The sequence below is a fragment of the Mesorhizobium sp. M4A.F.Ca.ET.090.04.2.1 genome, from assembly GCF_003999085.1.
GTDB lineage: Bacteria > Pseudomonadota > Alphaproteobacteria > Rhizobiales > Rhizobiaceae > Mesorhizobium.
Genome location: NZ_RZOT01000067.1, coordinates 1 through 15,540, shown reverse-complemented (window position 1 = coordinate 15,540; position 15,540 = coordinate 1). Strand labels below are relative to the sequence as shown.

Genomic DNA, 15,540 nt, shown 5'->3' with positions numbered 1-15,540 from the left:
AAACAGTGAAGGCCGAATTCGACAAGGTCTACAGGGGCACCGGCATCAGCGCCTATTGATCGGCGCCTGGCTTGCAGCAGCAGGCGGCCCGCTGTTCGGCGGGCCGCTATCGCGTTTGCGGATCGCTGAAACGGAAAGAAAGATGAACCAGCATGTCACGGCCGAACTGGCCGATCCGGCGCACGGCCCTCCGGCGGATCGGGAAGATGTCGTCCGCCTCGTCGACCTGAAACGCCGCTTCGGTGTGACGCCGGCGCTCGACGGCGTCTCGCTGACGGTGCGCAAGGGCGAGATATTGGGCATCATCGGCCGCAGCGGCGCCGGCAAGTCGACGCTGATCCGCTGCCTGAACGGGCTGGAGCGCCCGGATACCGGCGCGGTGTTCATCGAGGGCCGCGAGATCGGCCGGCTCGGCGAGCGCGCACTGCAGCCGCTGCGCCGCCGCATCGGCATGATCTTCCAGCATTTCAACCTGCTTTCGGCCAAGACCGTCGAGGACAATGTCGCGCTGCCGCTCAAGATCGAGGGCCGGCCCCGGGCCGAGCGTCTGGCGCGCGCGACTGAACTGCTGGAACTCGTCGGCCTGTCGGAGAAAGCAAAAGCCTATCCGGCCGCGCTGTCGGGCGGCCAGAAGCAGCGTGTCGGCCTTGCCAGGGCGCTTGCCGCGCGCCCCGCGCTGTTGTTGTCCGACGAGGCGACCTCGGCGCTCGATCCGGAGACGACGCGATCGATCCTCGCTTTGCTCAAGGACATCAACCGGCGGCTCGGCCTCACCATCCTGCTCATCACCCACGAGATGGAGGTGATCCGCTCGATCGCCGACCGCGTCGCGGTGATCGATGCCGGGCGGATCGTCGAGGAAGGCCCTGTCTGGTCGGTCTTCGCCGGTCCGAGGTCCGAGATCACCAGGAGCCTGCTCGGCGGCATCCGGCCGCAACTGCCTGATGAGATCGCCAGCCGGATGGCTGCGGGCATTGGCGTGGAGACGATCCTGAGGATCGATGTCGCCGGCGAGGCCGCGCGCGGTCCGCTCCTGTCGGACCTTGCAACCGCTGTGCCGGGACCGTTTCGCCTCGTCCATGGCGGTATCGATCATGTCCAGCAGCAGCCTGTCGGCACTTTGTTCCTCGCGGTGCCCGGCAACGATGCCGATCGACTACCGAAACTGATCGCGTTCCTGGAGGCCCGCCAGGCGCGGGTGGAGGTGCTTGGCCATGTCGCCGGTTCTGTTTGAGCTTCTCCTCCGTTCGACCTGGGAAACGGTGCTGATGACCGGAGCCTCCGGCCTCATCTCGCTGGTCTTCGGCCTGCCGCTCGGCCTGGCGCTGGTCGCCACCGATCGCGGCGGCATCGCCGAAAGCCTGTGGGTAAACCGCGCCCTCGCTGCGGTCATCAACGGCTTCCGCTCCGTTCCCTTCATCATCCTGCTCGTCGCCTTGATCCCGGTCACGCGGCTGATCGTCGGCACCTCGATCGGCACCTGGGCGGCTATCGTGCCGCTGTCTATCGCCGCCACGCCCTACTACGCGCGCATCGCCGAAGTGTCGCTGCGCGAGGTGGACCACGGACTGATCGAGGCTGCGCGCGCCATGGGCGGCAACCGCTGGACGATCATCCGCGAGGTGCTGGTGCCGGAGGCGCTGCCGAGCATCGTCGCCGGCTTCACGGTGACCCTGGTGACGCTGGTCGGCGCCTCGGCCATGGCCGGCGCCATCGGCGCCGGCGGGCTTGGCGATCTCGCCATCCGCTACGGCTACCAGCGCTTCGAGACCAGCGTCATGGTCGCCGTGGTCATCGTCCTGATCGTCCTTGTCTGCGGCATCCAGTGGGTGGGCGACCGGCTGGTCGCCAGGCTGGATCGACGCTGATGATGGGAGGGCCGGAAGTTCTTTGCCCGCCGACAGCGGAATGCAGCGCCGGCTTTGCGTCATTCACGCCGAGATTGGATCGTGCGTTGCTTGGGCCAGGGCCGCGCGCATGGCATCGTGGGGGCGGGGTCGCATAGTGCCGCGAAAGGAGCCTGACCATGGCCCGAATTATCCCCGTGCTCGATCTCGACCGCCTCGACCAGGGCGCATCGGAACTGCGGACGTTTCTGTTCGACCTGCGCACTGCCGCCCGCGACGTCGGCTTCTTCTATCTCTCCGGCCACGGCATATCGGCTTCTGAAATCTCCGACGTGCTCGATGCCTCGCGGCGGTTCTTCGCCTTGCCGGAGGCCGACAAGCTGGCGATCGAAATGGTCAAATCCTCGCAGTTCCGCGGCTATACGCGCGCCGGCGGCGAGCTGACCAAGGGCAAGGCCGACTGGCGCGAGCAGCTCGACATCGGAGTCGAGCGGCCGACGATCGCGCAGGGGCCAGGCGTTCCGGCCTGGACGCGGCTGCAGGGGCCGAACCAGTGGCCGCACGCCCTGCCGGAGCTGAAACCGGCGCTGCTTGCCTGGCAGAGCAAGGCGACCGAGGTGGCGATCCGCCTTCTCAAGGCGTTCGCGCTCTCGCTCGACCAGCCGGAAGACGCCTTCGATGCGATCTATCGCGACGAACCCAACCATCGCATGAAGATCGTGCGCTACCCCGGCCGCGACGCCACCGGCGACGACCAGGGCGTCGGCGCCCACAAGGATGGCGGCTTCCTGACCCTGCTGCTGCAGGACGTGAACAAGGGGCTGCAAGTCGAGTACAGTGGCAATTGGGTGAATGTCGACCCGATCCCGCAGACGCTGGTGGTCAACATCGGCGAATTGCTCGAACTGGCCTCGAACGGCTATCTGCGTGCAACGGTCCATCGCGTGGTTACGCCGCCGTCCGGTGTCGAGCGCATTTCCGTGCCGTTCTTCTTCAGCGCCCGGCTTGACGCGACGATCCCGCTGCTCGACCTGCCCGAGGACCTGGCGGCGGAGGCGCGCGGTCCCGCAAGCGATCCCGACAATCCGCTGTTCCGCGACGTCGGAACCAATGTGCTGAAGAGCCGCCTGCGTTCCCACCCGGATGTGGCGCGCCGGCACTATGCCGATCTCCTGGAGACGGCAGCGGCTGGCTGAGGCCGCGGTCCTGCTTGCGCGATATTTTTTCGCGCTTCGGCTCATATTTGGAATTCTGTTCGTCGCAAACATGCCCAACAAAGCCCACATACGGCACATCGTTCGGCGTTCTCCTCCCATTGCGCCGGACGGTGTTCCCCTCTGAAGGTTTGACCTTCATTTTTGGCCGGGCCGCATTCGCGCCCGGCCTTTTTCTTTGCTGATGGGTTCTGTCAGGCGAAGGCGAGGCGGATGGTTCCGTACGGGCCGAAATCGGCGGCTATCTGGTCGCCGTGCCGGCATTCCACCGGCCGGATGAAGGAGCCAGACAGCACCACTTCTCCGGCGGAGATGCGCATGCCGTACTGATGCAGACGGTTGGCCAGCCAGGCGATTCCTTTCGCCGGATGGTCGAGCACGCCGGCGCCAAGCCCGGTCTCCTCGACCTCGCCATTGCGCGACACGATGGCGCCGATCCAGCGCAGGTCCGCCTCGCGCGGCCCGGCCGAGCGGTCGCCGACGACGATGCCGGCATTGGCGGCATTGTCGGAGATCGTGTCGAAGAAGGTGCGTATCTTGCCGCTTTCCTTGTTCATCCGCTCGATGCGGGTGTCGAGGATCTCGAGCGCGGGCGTGATGTAGTCGGTGGCGTCGAAGACGTTGTCGATCGAAATGTCGGCGCCGGCGAGTGGCGCCTTCATGACGAAAGCGATCTCCGCCTCGATGCGCGGCTGGATGAAGCGGCCGGCCGGAACCGTGCCGCCTTCCTCGAAAAACATGTCGTCGAACAGAATGCCGGAATCCGGGATGTCGATGCTGAGCGCCGATTGCATCGCCTTGGAGGTCAGGCCGATCTTCCAGCCCTTGATCGCCAGCCCCGACGCGACCTTCCGCTTCACCAGCGCCGCCTGCACCCGGTAGGCGTCGTCCATCGTCGCCTGCGGAAAGTCGAGGCTGAGCAGCCGGATCTGCCGGCGCTCGCGCTCGGCCTCGTACAGCCTCGCCGCGGCATCCTCGACCTGCGCTTCGGTCATCATCGGCCAGCTCCCTCGTCGACCACGCCGTTGCTGAGCAGGCCGATACCTTCCGCCTCGACCTCGATCACGTCGCCCGGCTTCAGCCAGATCGGCGGCTCGAAGCGGGCGCCGGCGCCGGTCGGCGTGCCGGTGACGATGATGTCGCCGGGCACCAGCGTGGTGAAGGTGGAGATGTAGGCGATGATCTTGCGGAAGGAAAAGATCATGCGGCCGGTGCGGTCCTGCTGGCGGACCTCGCCATTGACGCGGGTGGTGAGCGAGATGTCGGCGATCTGTGCCTCGTCGGTGAACGGCACCAGCCACGGGCCGATCGAACCGGAACGGTCGAAATTCTTGCCTTGCGTGACGTTGAACTTGGCGTGGCGCACCCAGTCGCGGAGCGTGCCTTCGTTGCACAGCGACAGCGCCGCGATGTGGCCGAGCGCGTCGGCCTCGGCGATGCGGCGGCCGCCTTTGCCGATGACGATGACGATCTCGCCCTCATAGTCGAGTTGCGGCGATTCCGGCGGCCGCACCAGCGACGCGCCGTGGCCGACGAAGGAACGCGGGAAGCGGATGAACAATGACGGATTCGAGGGCGCCGCCTGCCCGTCCTTGTACTCCTCGTTGCGGTCCGGATAGTTGACGCCGACGCAGATGATCTTTTCCGGGGAGGGGATCGGGATTTCATAGGCGATGTCCTCGACGTTGAAGTCGGGCGCGAAGGTGTCTGCCTCCTCGGCCAGCCGCAGCAAGGCGCCGGCCTCGATCACTTCGCGCAGCGTCGGCCATTGGCCGTGCCGCGCCGAAAGGTCGACGACGCCCTTGCCGGTGATCGCGCCATAGCGCGTCCTGCCGCCGACGGTGAAAGTGGCGAGGCGCGCCGCGCTCATGCTGAAACTCCACGGTCATCGCTGCTGGCCAACCGGAAGCGTCGAGCTCTACGGCGCCCCCCTCTGTCCTGCCGGACATCTCCCCCACGAGGGGGGAGATTGGCTGGCCGCGCGGTCGGCACTCTTCTTGCAACGTTGAAAATTGGCGAAGGCAGAGATGACATCCAATCTCCCCCCAAGTGGGGGAGATGTCCGGCAGGACAGAGGGGGGCGTGAAGGAACGCGACCATTGAACTAGGCCCTACGGCGCCACGATCGGCGACGCCGCCAGATCAGACGGACGCGGCTTCACGCCGGCAAACACGCTGCCTTCCTCGAACCAGCTCCTCGGCGCCGGCGCGCCCCATAGCGTCTGGCGCTGCGGATCCTTGAGGTCCCATTTGATCGGCTCCAGATCCGGATCGACCGTCTGGTAGTCCGAGCAATAGATCTCGATGCGGTGGTTGTCGGGATCGCGGATGTAGAGGAAGAAGGCGTTGGAGATGCCGTGCCGGCCGGGGCCGCGCTCGATGTTCCCGACATAGCCGGTGGTCGCCATCAAATCGAGCAGGTCGATGATGTTGAGCGGCGTCGGCACCCAGAAGGCGACGTGGTGCAGGCGCGGGCCGAGGCCGTTGGTGAAGGCGATGTCGTGCACGCCGCCCTTGCGGTGCGTCCAGGCGGCCCACAGTTTCCCGGTTTCCTCATCCTCGGTGTATTCGGTGACGCGGAAGCCGAGCTCGTTGTAGAAGGCCACCGATTGATCGACATTCGGCGAGAAGCAGTTGAAGTGGTCGATGCGCAGCGGCTTCACGCCCTTGTAGAGCGCGTATTTCTGATGGATCGGCGGCAGCCGCTCCATCTTCGAATAGAACTCGAGCGGGATGCCGTGCGGATCGCGGGTGCGGAAGGTGCGCGACTGGTAAGGGCGCTCCACCCACTCCACCGGTAGGCCCTTGCCGTCGAAGAAATGCCCGGCCTTGTCGAGGTCCTCATCGGAAAAGACCTTGAAGCCGAGGTCGCGTGCTTCCGCGACCGCGCCTTTGCGCAGCACGATGCAGTGATGGCCGCGTTCTTCCAGCGCGCGCAGGTAGATCGCGTCCTTGGTCTCGTCGGTCACCTGCAGGCCGAGCGTGTCGACATAGAACGCGCGGGACTTCGCCAGATCGGTGACGGCGAGCTCGACATGCGAAAGCCGAATGATATTGAAAGCCGGGTAGAGGTTGGGTTGGGGCAGGGGCATCTTTGGATCTCCGGTCAGCCGCCGAGCTTCTGGATGGAATGCGGCGCCGTGGCGAACGCGATGTTCTTGGTTTCCATGTAGAAATCGAATGACCAGTCGCCGCCGTCGCGGCCGATCCCCGAACTTTTCACGCCGCCGAACGGCGTCGGCAAATGCCGCACATTCTCGGAGTTCACCCAGATCATGCCGGCCTCGAGCGCGTCGGTGAAGCGGAAGGCGCGCGTGACGTCGGAGGTCCAGAGGTACCCGGTCAGGCCGTATTGGGTGTCGTTGGCCAGAGCCAGCGCCTCGGCCTCGTCCTTGAACGAGATCGCGGTCAGCACCGGCCCGAAGATCTCTTCCTGGGCGATGCGCATCTTGTTGGTGGCGCCGACAAACAGCGTCGGGCTGACATAGCAGCCGCCGCCCGGGCCGTCGAACTTGCCGCCGCCGGCGGCGACGACCGCGCCTTCCGACTTGCCGATATCGATATAGGACAGGACCTTTTCCTCATGCACCGGATGGATCAGCGGACCGACCACGGTTTCGGGATCGAGCGGATGGCCGACCCTGATGCGCTTGGCCTTCTCCGCGACCAGCGCCGTGAACTTATCGTAGATGCCTTCCTCGACCAGCAGGCGCGACGATGAGGTGCAGCGCTCGCCGTTGAGCGAATAGATCATAAAGATCGCGGCGTCGGCGGCGCGTTCGAGATCGGCGTCGGCGAAGACGATCACCGGGTTCTTGCCGCCAAGCTCGAAATGCACGCGCTTCAGCGTTTCAGCGCCTTGGCGCATGATCATCGAGCCGGTGCGGCTCTCGCCGACGAAGCCGATCGCCTTGATGTCGGGGTGTTCGGTCAGTGCGCGGCCGGCGTCTTCGCCGAAGCCGTTGACGAGGTTCCACACGCCCTTGGGCAGGCCGGCCTCCTCGGCGATCTCGACAAGCAGGCGCGCGGTCAGCGGCGACAGTTCCGCCGGCTTGTGGACGATGGTGCAGCCGGCGGCAAGCGCCGGCGCGATCTTCCAGGTCGACAGCATGAACGGCGTGTTCCACGGCGTGATCACGCCGACGGGACCGATCGGCGCCCGCGTCGTCATGTTGACCTGGTTCGGCGCGCGGATCGTCTGGCCGTCGCGGGCTTCCGGCGCGCGGTCGCCATAGAAGCGGAAGTTCTCGGCGCCACGCAATGCCGCCTTGGCCATGAACTTCAGCGACTGGCCGGTGTCCATGCACTCGACGAAGGCGATCTCCTCGGCGCGCGCGACGATGGCGTCGGCGATTTTGTGCAGCAGCTTCTTGCGGGCATCGCCCGATATCGCCGCCCATTCCTTGAAGGCGGCCTTCGCCGCCCTGGCGGCTCGGTCGATGTCGGCGGGCTTGCCGCGCGCCACCGTGGCGATCGGCTTCAGGTCGATCGGCGAGATCGTCTCATAGGTCGAGCCGTCGGCGGAGGGCACCGCCTCGCCGCCGATCTGGTTGAGCACGCCATGCTTCCTGAAGCGTTCCAGATAAGCCTCGGCCTTGCGCAGATTGTCGTCCAGTGCCGCCATGGGTCTTTCCTGTTCTCTAGCGCTCAGTCACTTGCCACGCAGCCGCGGGTGGATGGCGTTTTTCTTCCAGCTGAGTTCGGCGTCGATCTCGCGGATCTCCAGCGACAGCGCGAAATGCGGCGTCGCGAACAGCGTCGCCAGATGCTCGGACACTGCGGCAAAGATCGCTTCGCCGGCGCTCTTCTTTTCCGCCGCGCTGCGGCCCTTGCCGATACGGAAGTTCATGTCGATGAACCCGTTCTCGGGCAGGCGGTCGGCAATCGCATAGACCTCGGCGCGGAAGGCGCGCACCCGGACTGCACCTTGTTCGAACAGGCCGGTTTCGAGGATGGTCCGCGAGACCAGCTCGCAAAGCGCGCCCATGTCGACCTTCGCGTCGAGATTCGCCGAATATTCGATCGCCATATGGGGCAAAGGTTTCCTCCACCTTTTAATTAACATGTGAATTACATCTTGACGATCGAATGTCAAGCGTCGTTCTCTGTGTCCCGGCGGCGGGATTGCCGCTCCCGGTAAAATCGCGGATATAGCTGCGATCGGGGTGCTAATATTTACCGCGACTCGTACTGGATTGGATTTTTCGGAGACCTGATTTTGCTACCACCGAGCACTCGTCGCTCCCTGCCGATGGCTCTGCTTCGCGCTCGCGAGGTGATCATGGCGCATTTCCGGCCGATGCTTGCCCGCCACGACATCACCGAGCAGCAATGGCGCGTGCTGCGGGTTCTTGCCGAGACTGGGCCGCTGGAGGCCACCGAACTCGCCAACCGCGCCTCCATCCTGCCGCCAAGCCTGACCCGCATCATCAAGGCGATGGAGGAACGTGAGTTCATCACCCGCAACAAGGTCAAGGATGACGGCCGCCGCGCGCTGCTCGCCATCAGCCCGGCTGGTCTGGCGCTGATCGAGGACCTGACGCCCGAGCGCATCGCCATCTACGACGCGATCGAGAAGCGCTACGGCGCCGCCGAGCATGAGCGGCTGCTGGATATGCTGGAAAGCCTCATCCAGTCGGAGTCGACGGAACAGGGCTGAGTTTCGCGCGAGCGCCCCCTCATCCGGCCGCTTCGCGGCCACCTTCTCCCCGCTGGGGAGAAGAGACAAGCGCTGGCGCTGGCGATCTCCTCTCCCCTTGGGGAGAGGTCGGATTGCCCCGAATTGCCCTTCGCAATTCCGGTTGGCAATCCGGGTGAGGGGGCGCCGCTCCTCACCCCCCGAAACTGCCGACCGCGCTCGGCTGCATGTAGTTGCGGCCGACATAGAGCAGCGCCGCCTTGTCGCTGCCGTGGCGGATGTCGACGACGCGGCCGAACATCACATTGTGCGTGCCGACCTTGTTCACCGCGCCGATCTCGCAGTCGAAGCTGACGATGGCGTCGAGCAGCGCCGGCATGCCGGACGGCATAGTCTGCCAGCGCGCCGCATTGTAGCGCTCGGCCATGTCGCGGATCGCGCCGCCGAACTTTCCCGCCAAATGCATGTGCGACTGGGTCAGCACGTTGACGCAGAAGCGCTGGTTGGCGAGGAACAGGCCGGTCTGCGCCGAGCGCTCGTTCATGCAAACCAGCAGCGTCGGCGGATCGTCCGAAACGCTGCACATGGCGGTGGCGGTGAAGCCGCCGCGCCCGGCCGGGCCGTCCGTGGTGACGATGTTGACCGGCGCACAGACCCGCGCCATGGCGTCACGGAATTCCAGCCTCGAGACCTGCGCCTCCATGGCCGGCCTCCTCAGCTCGCCGCAGCTGAAAGCGGCGGCAGCCAGGTGTCGCCGGTCCAGCCCTTCTCGTCATAGTCGGCCATGCATTGGTCGACCAGCTCCTCCATCTGCTTCAGCCGGCCGCCGCGCTCGGCGCCCTTCAGCACCTGCAGCCGCACCTCTTCCGGCGCACCGGCATAGTTGAGCTCGTAGAGCGCGTGGCGGCCACCGAATTCGGTGCCGGTCGCGTCCCACAACAGCTTCATGATCTTGATGCGCTCGACATGGCCCATGTCGTTGGAGCCGCGCACATATTGCGCGAGGTAGCGGTCGATCTCCGGATTGTCGAAATCCCTGGCCGAGGACGGCAGGTAGATCAGCCCCGAGGCGATCACCCGGCGCACCGTGTCGATGACGCGCGGATAGGCCTCCGACATGAAGGTGCGGTAGGAGAGGGCCGCCTCGAGATTGGGCAGCACCGCGCCGCTGGCCCACGGGATCGGGTTGTGTGCCATGGCGTTGGAAAAGCTCCAGAACATGTGGCGCAGCGCGATCACCTCGCCGAGTGCTGCCTGGTTGCCGCGGAAGGCATCGCCGCCTGTAGCGCGCAGCGCCTTGGCGAGCAGGCCGCAGAGGAAGTCGAGCTTGACGGCGAAGCGCGTGCAGCCCTGGAAGCAGTAGCCGTGCATGAAGCCCGACGCCGGATGGAAGGACAGGATCTTCTGCGCGTCGCGCAGCACCAGCACGTCCTCCCAAGGGATGAAGACGTTGTCCAGCACCAGGATCGCGTCGTTCTCGTCGAAGCGCGACGACAAGGGATAGTCGAAAGGCTGGCCGGTCGTGTTCGCCGTCTGCTCATAGGAGACGCGGCAGAACATCTTTATCCCCGGCGCGTTCATCGGCACGATGAACATCACTGACAGCGATGGGTCCTCGGTGACCGTCGCCGAGCTTTGCGCCAGGAAATTGTAGTGGGTCAGCGCCGACGACGTCGCCACCACCTTGGCGCCCGACACCCAGATGCCGGCATCGTTCTCCTTGGTGATGTGCACGAACACGTCCTTCACGGCCTCGGCCGGCTTGTGGCGGTCGATCGGCGGATTGACGATGGCGTGGTTCATAAACAGGACCGCTTCCTGGGCGCGTTTGTGCCAGGCGAGCGCATTGTCCTTGAACGGGCCGTACCATTCGGCATTGGCGCCGAGCGTGTTCATCAGCGCCGCCTTGTAATCGGGCGTGCGCCCCATCCAGCCATAGGACATGCGCGACCAGTCGGCGATCGCGGTCTGCTGCTGGGCAAGCTCGGCGGCGGAATGGGCGACGCGGAAATATTTATGCGTATAGCCGCCCGAGCCGGTATCGGTCGGCGCGGTCAGCGCCGCCTGCCGGTTGGGGTCGTGCAAGGCGTCATAGAGGCGGGCCAGCGAACGCGCCGAATTGCGCATCGCCGGATGGCTGGTGACATCGGCGACCCGCTCGCCATTGATATACACCTCGCGCCCGTCGCGCAGGCTCGCGAGATATTCGGCGCCTGTGAACGGCCGTTTCGTGTCGGCCTGGAAATCTTCCGATCGCATCATGATCCTCCCTTTGATTGGTGGAGAGTAGCCGCAAGCCGCGCGATGGTTTATGGACGAAAGCGATAAATCACTTGGACTTTTTCGGGCCGCCATGAGCCAGACCGCCATTCCCGAATTCTTCGTCTACGGCGAGCCGGCACGGGCGCTCGACGTCGGTTTCCTGCATGTCGAGACGGTGCAGGCGCGCGCTTCCGTGCATCGCGGCCAGGTTCTGGCGCACAAACATCCGCAAATGGCGCAGATCACCTTCTGGACGGGTGGCAGCGGCACCTATCGGATCGAGGACAAGACCTGGAGTTTTTCCGCTCCCACCGTGAGCTTCATGCCGAGCGGCGTGGTCCATGGCTTCGACATCGAACCAGGCACCGATGCCATCGTCGTCTCGGTCGCCGATGCGGCGCTCGCATCCATCGCCGAGCAGTCCGCGCTGCCGCTCGACCAGCCGGTTTTCGTCACGGGGCGCGGCGAGGGCGCGCTGTGGGAGAGGTTGGGTAATACGGTCAGGATGATCCAGGCGGAATATGCCGACAGGCTGCCCGGCGTGGAAAGAATCCTGCCGCCGCTGATCGCGGTGGCGCTGTCCGGCATCGCCCGCCTCGATGCGCAATCGCAAGCGGTGACGGTGCCGGCGGCGGTGGCGCTCGGCGGCCGGCTGCGGCGCCTGATCGACCGCCATTTTCGCGACGACTGGCCGGTCGAGCGCTATGTCGAGGAACTCGGCACCACCCGCCACCTGCTCGACAAGGCCGCGCGCCAGGTGCTGGGCGCAGGCGTGCGGCAGGCTATCGGCGACCGGCGCTTGATCGAAGCCAAGCGCCTGCTGCTCTTCACCATACGCACGGTCGAGGACATCGCCTACGAGACCGGCTTCAACGACCCCGCCTATTTCTCGCGCTTCTTTCGGCAGGGGGTTGGCTTGCCGCCGGCGACGTGGCGGAGACAAAGAGTGAGTAGTGAGTAGTAGGTAGTAAACGGAGCGAGGATTGAACAAATGTTCGAGCCGAAATTCTACTCATACTCACTACTCACTACTCACTACTCACTTACTCACGCCGCAGCAGACAACCCGGCATCCAGCGCCTCGCCGATCTTCGCCACATCGGCCGCCGAGATGACCAGCGGCGGCGACAGGATGACGGTGTTGCCGGAGACGCGCAGCATGACGCCGGCCTGGTAGGCGGCATCGGCCACCACGGCCAATGTCTTCTTGTCGGCCGGCTTCTTGGCGGCGCGGTCCGAGACGAGCTCTAGCGCCGCCATCAGGCCCTGGTAGCGGACATCGCCGACCAAAGCGTGCTTCGCCTTCAGCGCTTCCAGAACCTTGCCGAGCTCGACGCCGCGCGCCGCCGCGTTCTCGTTGACGGCAAGCCGTTTTGTCTCGGCGAGCGCCGCCAGCCCGGCCGCGCAGCCGACCGGATGGCCGGAATAGGTGTAGCCGTGGCCGATGGCACCGAAGCTCGTCTTGTCGGCCTCGAACGCGTCGGCGACCTTGGCGCCGATCAGAGTCGCGCCGAGCGGGAAGTAGCCGGACGTGATCGCCTTGGCGATGGTCATGAAATCGGGCTTCACGCCGGAGAGCCGTGAGCCGGACCACGCACCGGTGCGGCCGAAGCCGGTCACCACCTCGTCTGCGATCAGAAGGATGTCGTGACGGTCGCAGATCGCCCGCACCAGCGGCATGAAACTTTCATGCGGAACGATTACGCCGCCGGCGCCGAGCACCGGCTCCAAGATGAAGGCGGCGATGGTGTCGGCGCCCTGGAAGGCGATCTCGTCCTCGATCGCCCGGGCGCAGAGCTTGGCCAGCTTCGCCGGGTCGGTCTCGTCGAACGGGTTGCGGTAGGTCCATGGCGCCGGGGTGTGGAAGACGCCGGGCAAGAGCGGCTCGTAGTTGCGGCGGAAATTGGCGTTGCCGTTGACCGAGGCGCCGCCGAAATGCGTGCCGTGATAGCCCTTCTTCAGCGCCAGGAACTTCGTCCGGTCGCCCTGGCCGCGGATCTTCCAATATTGGCGCGCGAGCCGCAGCGCCGTCTCGACCGAATCCGATCCGCCCGAGGTGAAGAAGGCACGCACCATGCCCTCCGGGGCGAACCAGTCGGTGAGCTCGTAGGCAAGCTCGATCGACGGTCCTGTCGAGGTGCCGCGAAAGCCGGAATAATAGGGGAGCGCATCGAGCTGCGCGGCCATCGCCTTCTTGATCGGGTCGCAGCTGTAACCGAGGTTGACGTTCCACAAGCCGCCGACCGCATCGAGTACGGTGCGGCCGTCGGCATCGGTCACCGAGACGCCGTCGCCCTTCATGATGATCTTCGGCGGCGTCGCCCGCATCTCGGCCGGATGCGCCATCGGATGCCAGATCGGCTTGGCGTTGTTCTCGGTGAGGAAGTTGATGTCACGCATCGGTGGGAACTCCGGTTTCCAATTGGGGGAGGGCGAGGCCGAAATGGCCGAGCGCCTCGGCATAGCTTCGCGCCGGCTGGGCGACGTCGAAATGCACGGTCAGCATGCCGGCGGCGGTGGCGCCGTCGATGTTGCGCTGCTGGTCGTCGACGAAGACGCATTCGCCAAGCGGCAGCTCCAGCGCCTCGCCGACCATCGCATAGGCCAGGCGATCGGGCTTGAGGACGTTGGTATAAGTCGCGTCGACTATGGCCTCGAACAGCGAGAGCAGCGGCAGCCGCTGGCGGAACTGCGTGCCGTAGAACAGGTCGAGCTCGTTGGAGAGGATGGCCAGCCTGATGCCGGCCGCGTGCGCCGTCCGGATCGCCCGTTCTGCCTCGGGCCGGATTACGGCCTGCGGGTCGGCGCCGCGCGCCCGCTGCACGAAGGTCGACATGTCGCGCCAGTCCTCGCCGACCAGCTGGCCGACCTCCCGCGTGCGCGTCCTCCAGTAGTCGCGCTCGCTGATCTCGTCCGCCTGCATGGCCCGCCACAAAGGATCGGAGGCCGGGTCGAACGGGCCGCGCCAGGCAAGCGTGCCCGGCGCCAGACCCAGCGCGCGCTCAGTCAGCGCATGCGTCTCGAACAGCGTGCGGGTGACTACGCCGCCGAAATCGAGCACCATCGCCTTTGGCAGCGACCCGCTCATGCGGCTTGCCTGCGGCCCGGCGGTACTATGCCGTCGGCGACCCAGCGGTCGAAGATCTCCAGCGCCTTGGCGCAGAAGGCGGCGTCATTGATGTGTCCGGCGATCTCGTGCAGCTCGGCATTGGCAGGCACGCTGGCACGCATCTCCTCGACGAAGGCCGACAGCGCCTCTGGGTCATGCAGCGGCTCGCCTTCCTGGTCCCATTGCTGGATGCCGCCGGCGGGCAGGATGAAGGCGGTCGGGCCGGTCGCCGCGGCGAGCTTCTCCCCGATGGCGCGCGCGATCTCCTTGCGGGTCGAGGCGTCCGAGGTCACCGAGGCGAGCAGCCGGTTGTGCGCATGGTAGGGCCGCTCGATGAAACGCGAGGGCACCGTTTGCCAGGTCGGGAAATCCACCATGTCGACGGCGCCGGGCGCGACGATCTGCGGGATGCCCTGCCGGCCCGCATTCTCCAGCCGGTCGGTGCCGGAATTCACCACCGAGCCGGTGAGCTGGTTGGCGAGTTCCTGCAGGCTGAAATCCATCACCGCGACAAAACCCTTTTGCGCCGCGATCGCCTCCAGCGCCCGTCCGCCCATGCCGGTGGTGTGGAAGACGATCACCTCGTAGCCGCGCTTTTCCAGCTCCGGCTTCAGCCTCACCATATAGTGCAGGCAGCTTTTGCCGAGCGAGCTCATGCCGATCCGCGGCTTTGCCGCGTCCGGCTTGACGACGGCCTGCGCGGCACCCACCACCGCGCCGCAGGCCTGCGACAGCACCGCCTTGCAGGCGCTGTTGAGGCCATAGAGCCCGCCGGCCCAAAGGATCATCATCAGGTCTGTGGCGATCCGCTCGGGCGGCAGAAGATGCGAATAGGCGATCGTCGAGACGACGAATTTCGGCACGCCGAGCGGCAGCGCCAGCGCCACGTCGAGCGCAAGGTCGGTGCCCATCGAGCCGCCGAGCGCGATGACGCCGTCGATCTCGCTTTTGTCGTGGAGCGCGCGCGCCAGCCGCGAGGCGCCGAGCGCCATCAGCGTCATCGCCGAATTCTCGTCGCCGCTGGCGATGATCGCCTCGATCGTCGTGTCGGCGGCCTTTGCCACCGCGTGCCTGTCATAGGCCGGCCGGTAGGGCGGGTCGCCGAGCACGCTGACGTCCATCATCACGGCGACGCCGCCGACCGCCTCGATGCGCTCGCGCATGAACAGAAGCTCGTCGGCTTTGGTGTCGCCGGTGCCGATAACCAGGATACGGCGTGTCTCCTCCACAGTCGGTTCTCCCTGCAATGTCGTTGTTGTCATGCCCGCTTGCGGCCCGGCAGCCTGCCGAAAAGCCGCTCGCTGATGCCGCGCGCCGCCGCGGCGACGCTGGCGCCGTGACGCTCGATGTCGCCCTTCTGGATCCGCACCCTTGGTGCCGCGACCGCGACGGTGCCGATGGCGAAACCGTCGGCGCCGAGGATCGGTGCCGCGACGCTGAGCACGCCTTCCTCATAGCCTTGCGAGCCGG

The 15,540-nt window shown here is 65.9% G+C and carries 16 protein-coding genes; 5 read left to right on the top strand and 11 right to left on the bottom strand.

The features are described 5' to 3' along the window. Nucleotides 1-142 precede the first annotated feature (142 nt). From EN781_RS07540 to EN781_RS07530, 3 genes are all read left to right on the top strand, one after another. Entirely contained in the window at nt 143-1,234 is a 1,092-nt protein-coding gene (locus EN781_RS07540; protein ID WP_126056119.1) for a methionine ABC transporter ATP-binding protein, read from the top strand. Further along, nucleotides 1,215-1,868, top strand: a complete 654-nt coding sequence (locus EN781_RS07535; RefSeq protein ID WP_126056118.1) for a methionine ABC transporter permease — start codon at nt 1,215-1,217, stop codon at nt 1,866-1,868. The genes EN781_RS07540 and EN781_RS07535 overlap by 20 nt, the downstream gene beginning before the upstream one ends. A 158-nt stretch (nt 1,869-2,026) precedes the next feature. Continuing rightward, nucleotides 2,027-3,043, top strand: a complete 1,017-nt coding sequence (locus EN781_RS07530; RefSeq protein ID WP_126056117.1) for an isopenicillin N synthase family oxygenase — start codon at nt 2,027-2,029, stop codon at nt 3,041-3,043. 212 nt (nt 3,044-3,255) lie between these two features. On the opposite strand, the gene hpaH is transcribed toward EN781_RS07530, so the two are convergent. From hpaH to EN781_RS07505, 5 genes are all read right to left on the bottom strand, one after another. Next, nucleotides 3,256-4,059, bottom strand: coding sequence for a 2-oxo-hept-4-ene-1,7-dioate hydratase (gene hpaH, locus EN781_RS07525; RefSeq protein ID WP_189347379.1), 804 nt, complete (start codon nt 4,057-4,059; stop codon nt 3,256-3,258). Next, nucleotides 4,056-4,931, bottom strand: a complete 876-nt coding sequence (locus tag EN781_RS07520) for a fumarylacetoacetate hydrolase family protein (protein ID WP_126056116.1) — start codon at nt 4,929-4,931, stop codon at nt 4,056-4,058. The genes hpaH and EN781_RS07520 overlap by 4 nt, the downstream gene beginning before the upstream one ends. 241 nt (nt 4,932-5,172) lie before the next feature. Then, a complete protein-coding gene (gene hpaD, locus EN781_RS07515; RefSeq protein WP_126056115.1) occupies nt 5,173-6,153 on the bottom strand; it encodes a 3,4-dihydroxyphenylacetate 2,3-dioxygenase in 981 nt (326 codons plus the stop codon). A 14-nt stretch (nt 6,154-6,167) separates the two neighbouring features. Continuing rightward, a complete protein-coding gene (hpaE, locus tag EN781_RS07510; protein WP_126056114.1) occupies nt 6,168-7,685 on the bottom strand; it encodes a 5-carboxymethyl-2-hydroxymuconate semialdehyde dehydrogenase in 1,518 nt (505 codons plus the stop codon). 27 nt (nt 7,686-7,712) lie between these two features. Beyond that, nucleotides 7,713-8,099 carry a 5-carboxymethyl-2-hydroxymuconate Delta-isomerase gene (locus tag EN781_RS07505; protein ID WP_126056113.1) on the bottom strand — a complete coding sequence of 129 codons (387 nt, stop codon included), beginning with the start codon at nt 8,097-8,099 and terminating at the stop codon, nt 7,713-7,715. Between the two features lie 213 nt (nt 8,100-8,312). On the opposite strand from EN781_RS07505, the gene hpaR reads away from it, so the two are divergent. Continuing rightward, entirely contained in the window at nt 8,313-8,720 is a 408-nt protein-coding gene (gene hpaR / locus EN781_RS07500; RefSeq protein ID WP_245455560.1) for a homoprotocatechuate degradation operon regulator HpaR, read from the top strand. A 172-nt stretch (nt 8,721-8,892) separates the two neighbouring features. Here the strand turns inward: hpaR and EN781_RS07495 are convergent, their stop codons facing one another. Together EN781_RS07495 and EN781_RS07490 are read right to left on the bottom strand one after the other, a co-directional pair. Continuing rightward, complete coding sequence (locus tag EN781_RS07495; protein ID WP_126056111.1) at nt 8,893-9,402, bottom strand: flavin reductase; 510 nt, start codon at nt 9,400-9,402, stop codon at nt 8,893-8,895. Nucleotides 9,403-9,413: 11 nt separating this feature from the next. Next, entirely contained in the window at nt 9,414-10,958 is a 1,545-nt protein-coding gene (locus EN781_RS07490) for a 4-hydroxyphenylacetate 3-hydroxylase N-terminal domain-containing protein (protein WP_126059202.1), read from the bottom strand. Between the two features lie 94 nt (nt 10,959-11,052). On the opposite strand from EN781_RS07490, the gene EN781_RS07485 reads away from it, so the two are divergent. After that, the gene (locus EN781_RS07485; protein ID WP_126056110.1) at nt 11,053-11,922 is read left to right on the top strand and encodes a helix-turn-helix domain-containing protein; all 870 of its coding nucleotides are present in this window, start codon (nt 11,053-11,055) and stop codon (nt 11,920-11,922) included. Between the two features lie 86 nt (nt 11,923-12,008). On the opposite strand, the gene EN781_RS07480 is transcribed toward EN781_RS07485, so the two are convergent. The 4 genes from EN781_RS07480 to EN781_RS07465 form a co-directional block, all read right to left on the bottom strand. After that, entirely contained in the window at nt 12,009-13,361 is a 1,353-nt protein-coding gene (locus EN781_RS07480; protein WP_126056109.1) for an aminotransferase class III-fold pyridoxal phosphate-dependent enzyme, read from the bottom strand. Then, nucleotides 13,354-14,037, bottom strand: coding sequence for an HAD-IA family hydrolase (locus EN781_RS07475; RefSeq protein WP_189347381.1), 684 nt, complete (start codon nt 14,035-14,037; stop codon nt 13,354-13,356). The genes EN781_RS07480 and EN781_RS07475 overlap by 8 nt, the downstream gene beginning before the upstream one ends. Before the next feature lie 8 nt (nt 14,038-14,045). Then, on the bottom strand, nt 14,046-15,332 hold the full coding sequence (locus EN781_RS07470) for a Tm-1-like ATP-binding domain-containing protein (RefSeq protein WP_126056107.1): 1,287 nt from the start codon (nt 15,330-15,332) through the stop codon (nt 14,046-14,048). After that, the coding region (locus EN781_RS07465) for an IclR family transcriptional regulator C-terminal domain-containing protein (protein ID WP_281034364.1) at nt 15,329-15,540 on the bottom strand (212 nt) is incomplete at its 5' end. The genes EN781_RS07470 and EN781_RS07465, both read right to left, overlap by 4 nt.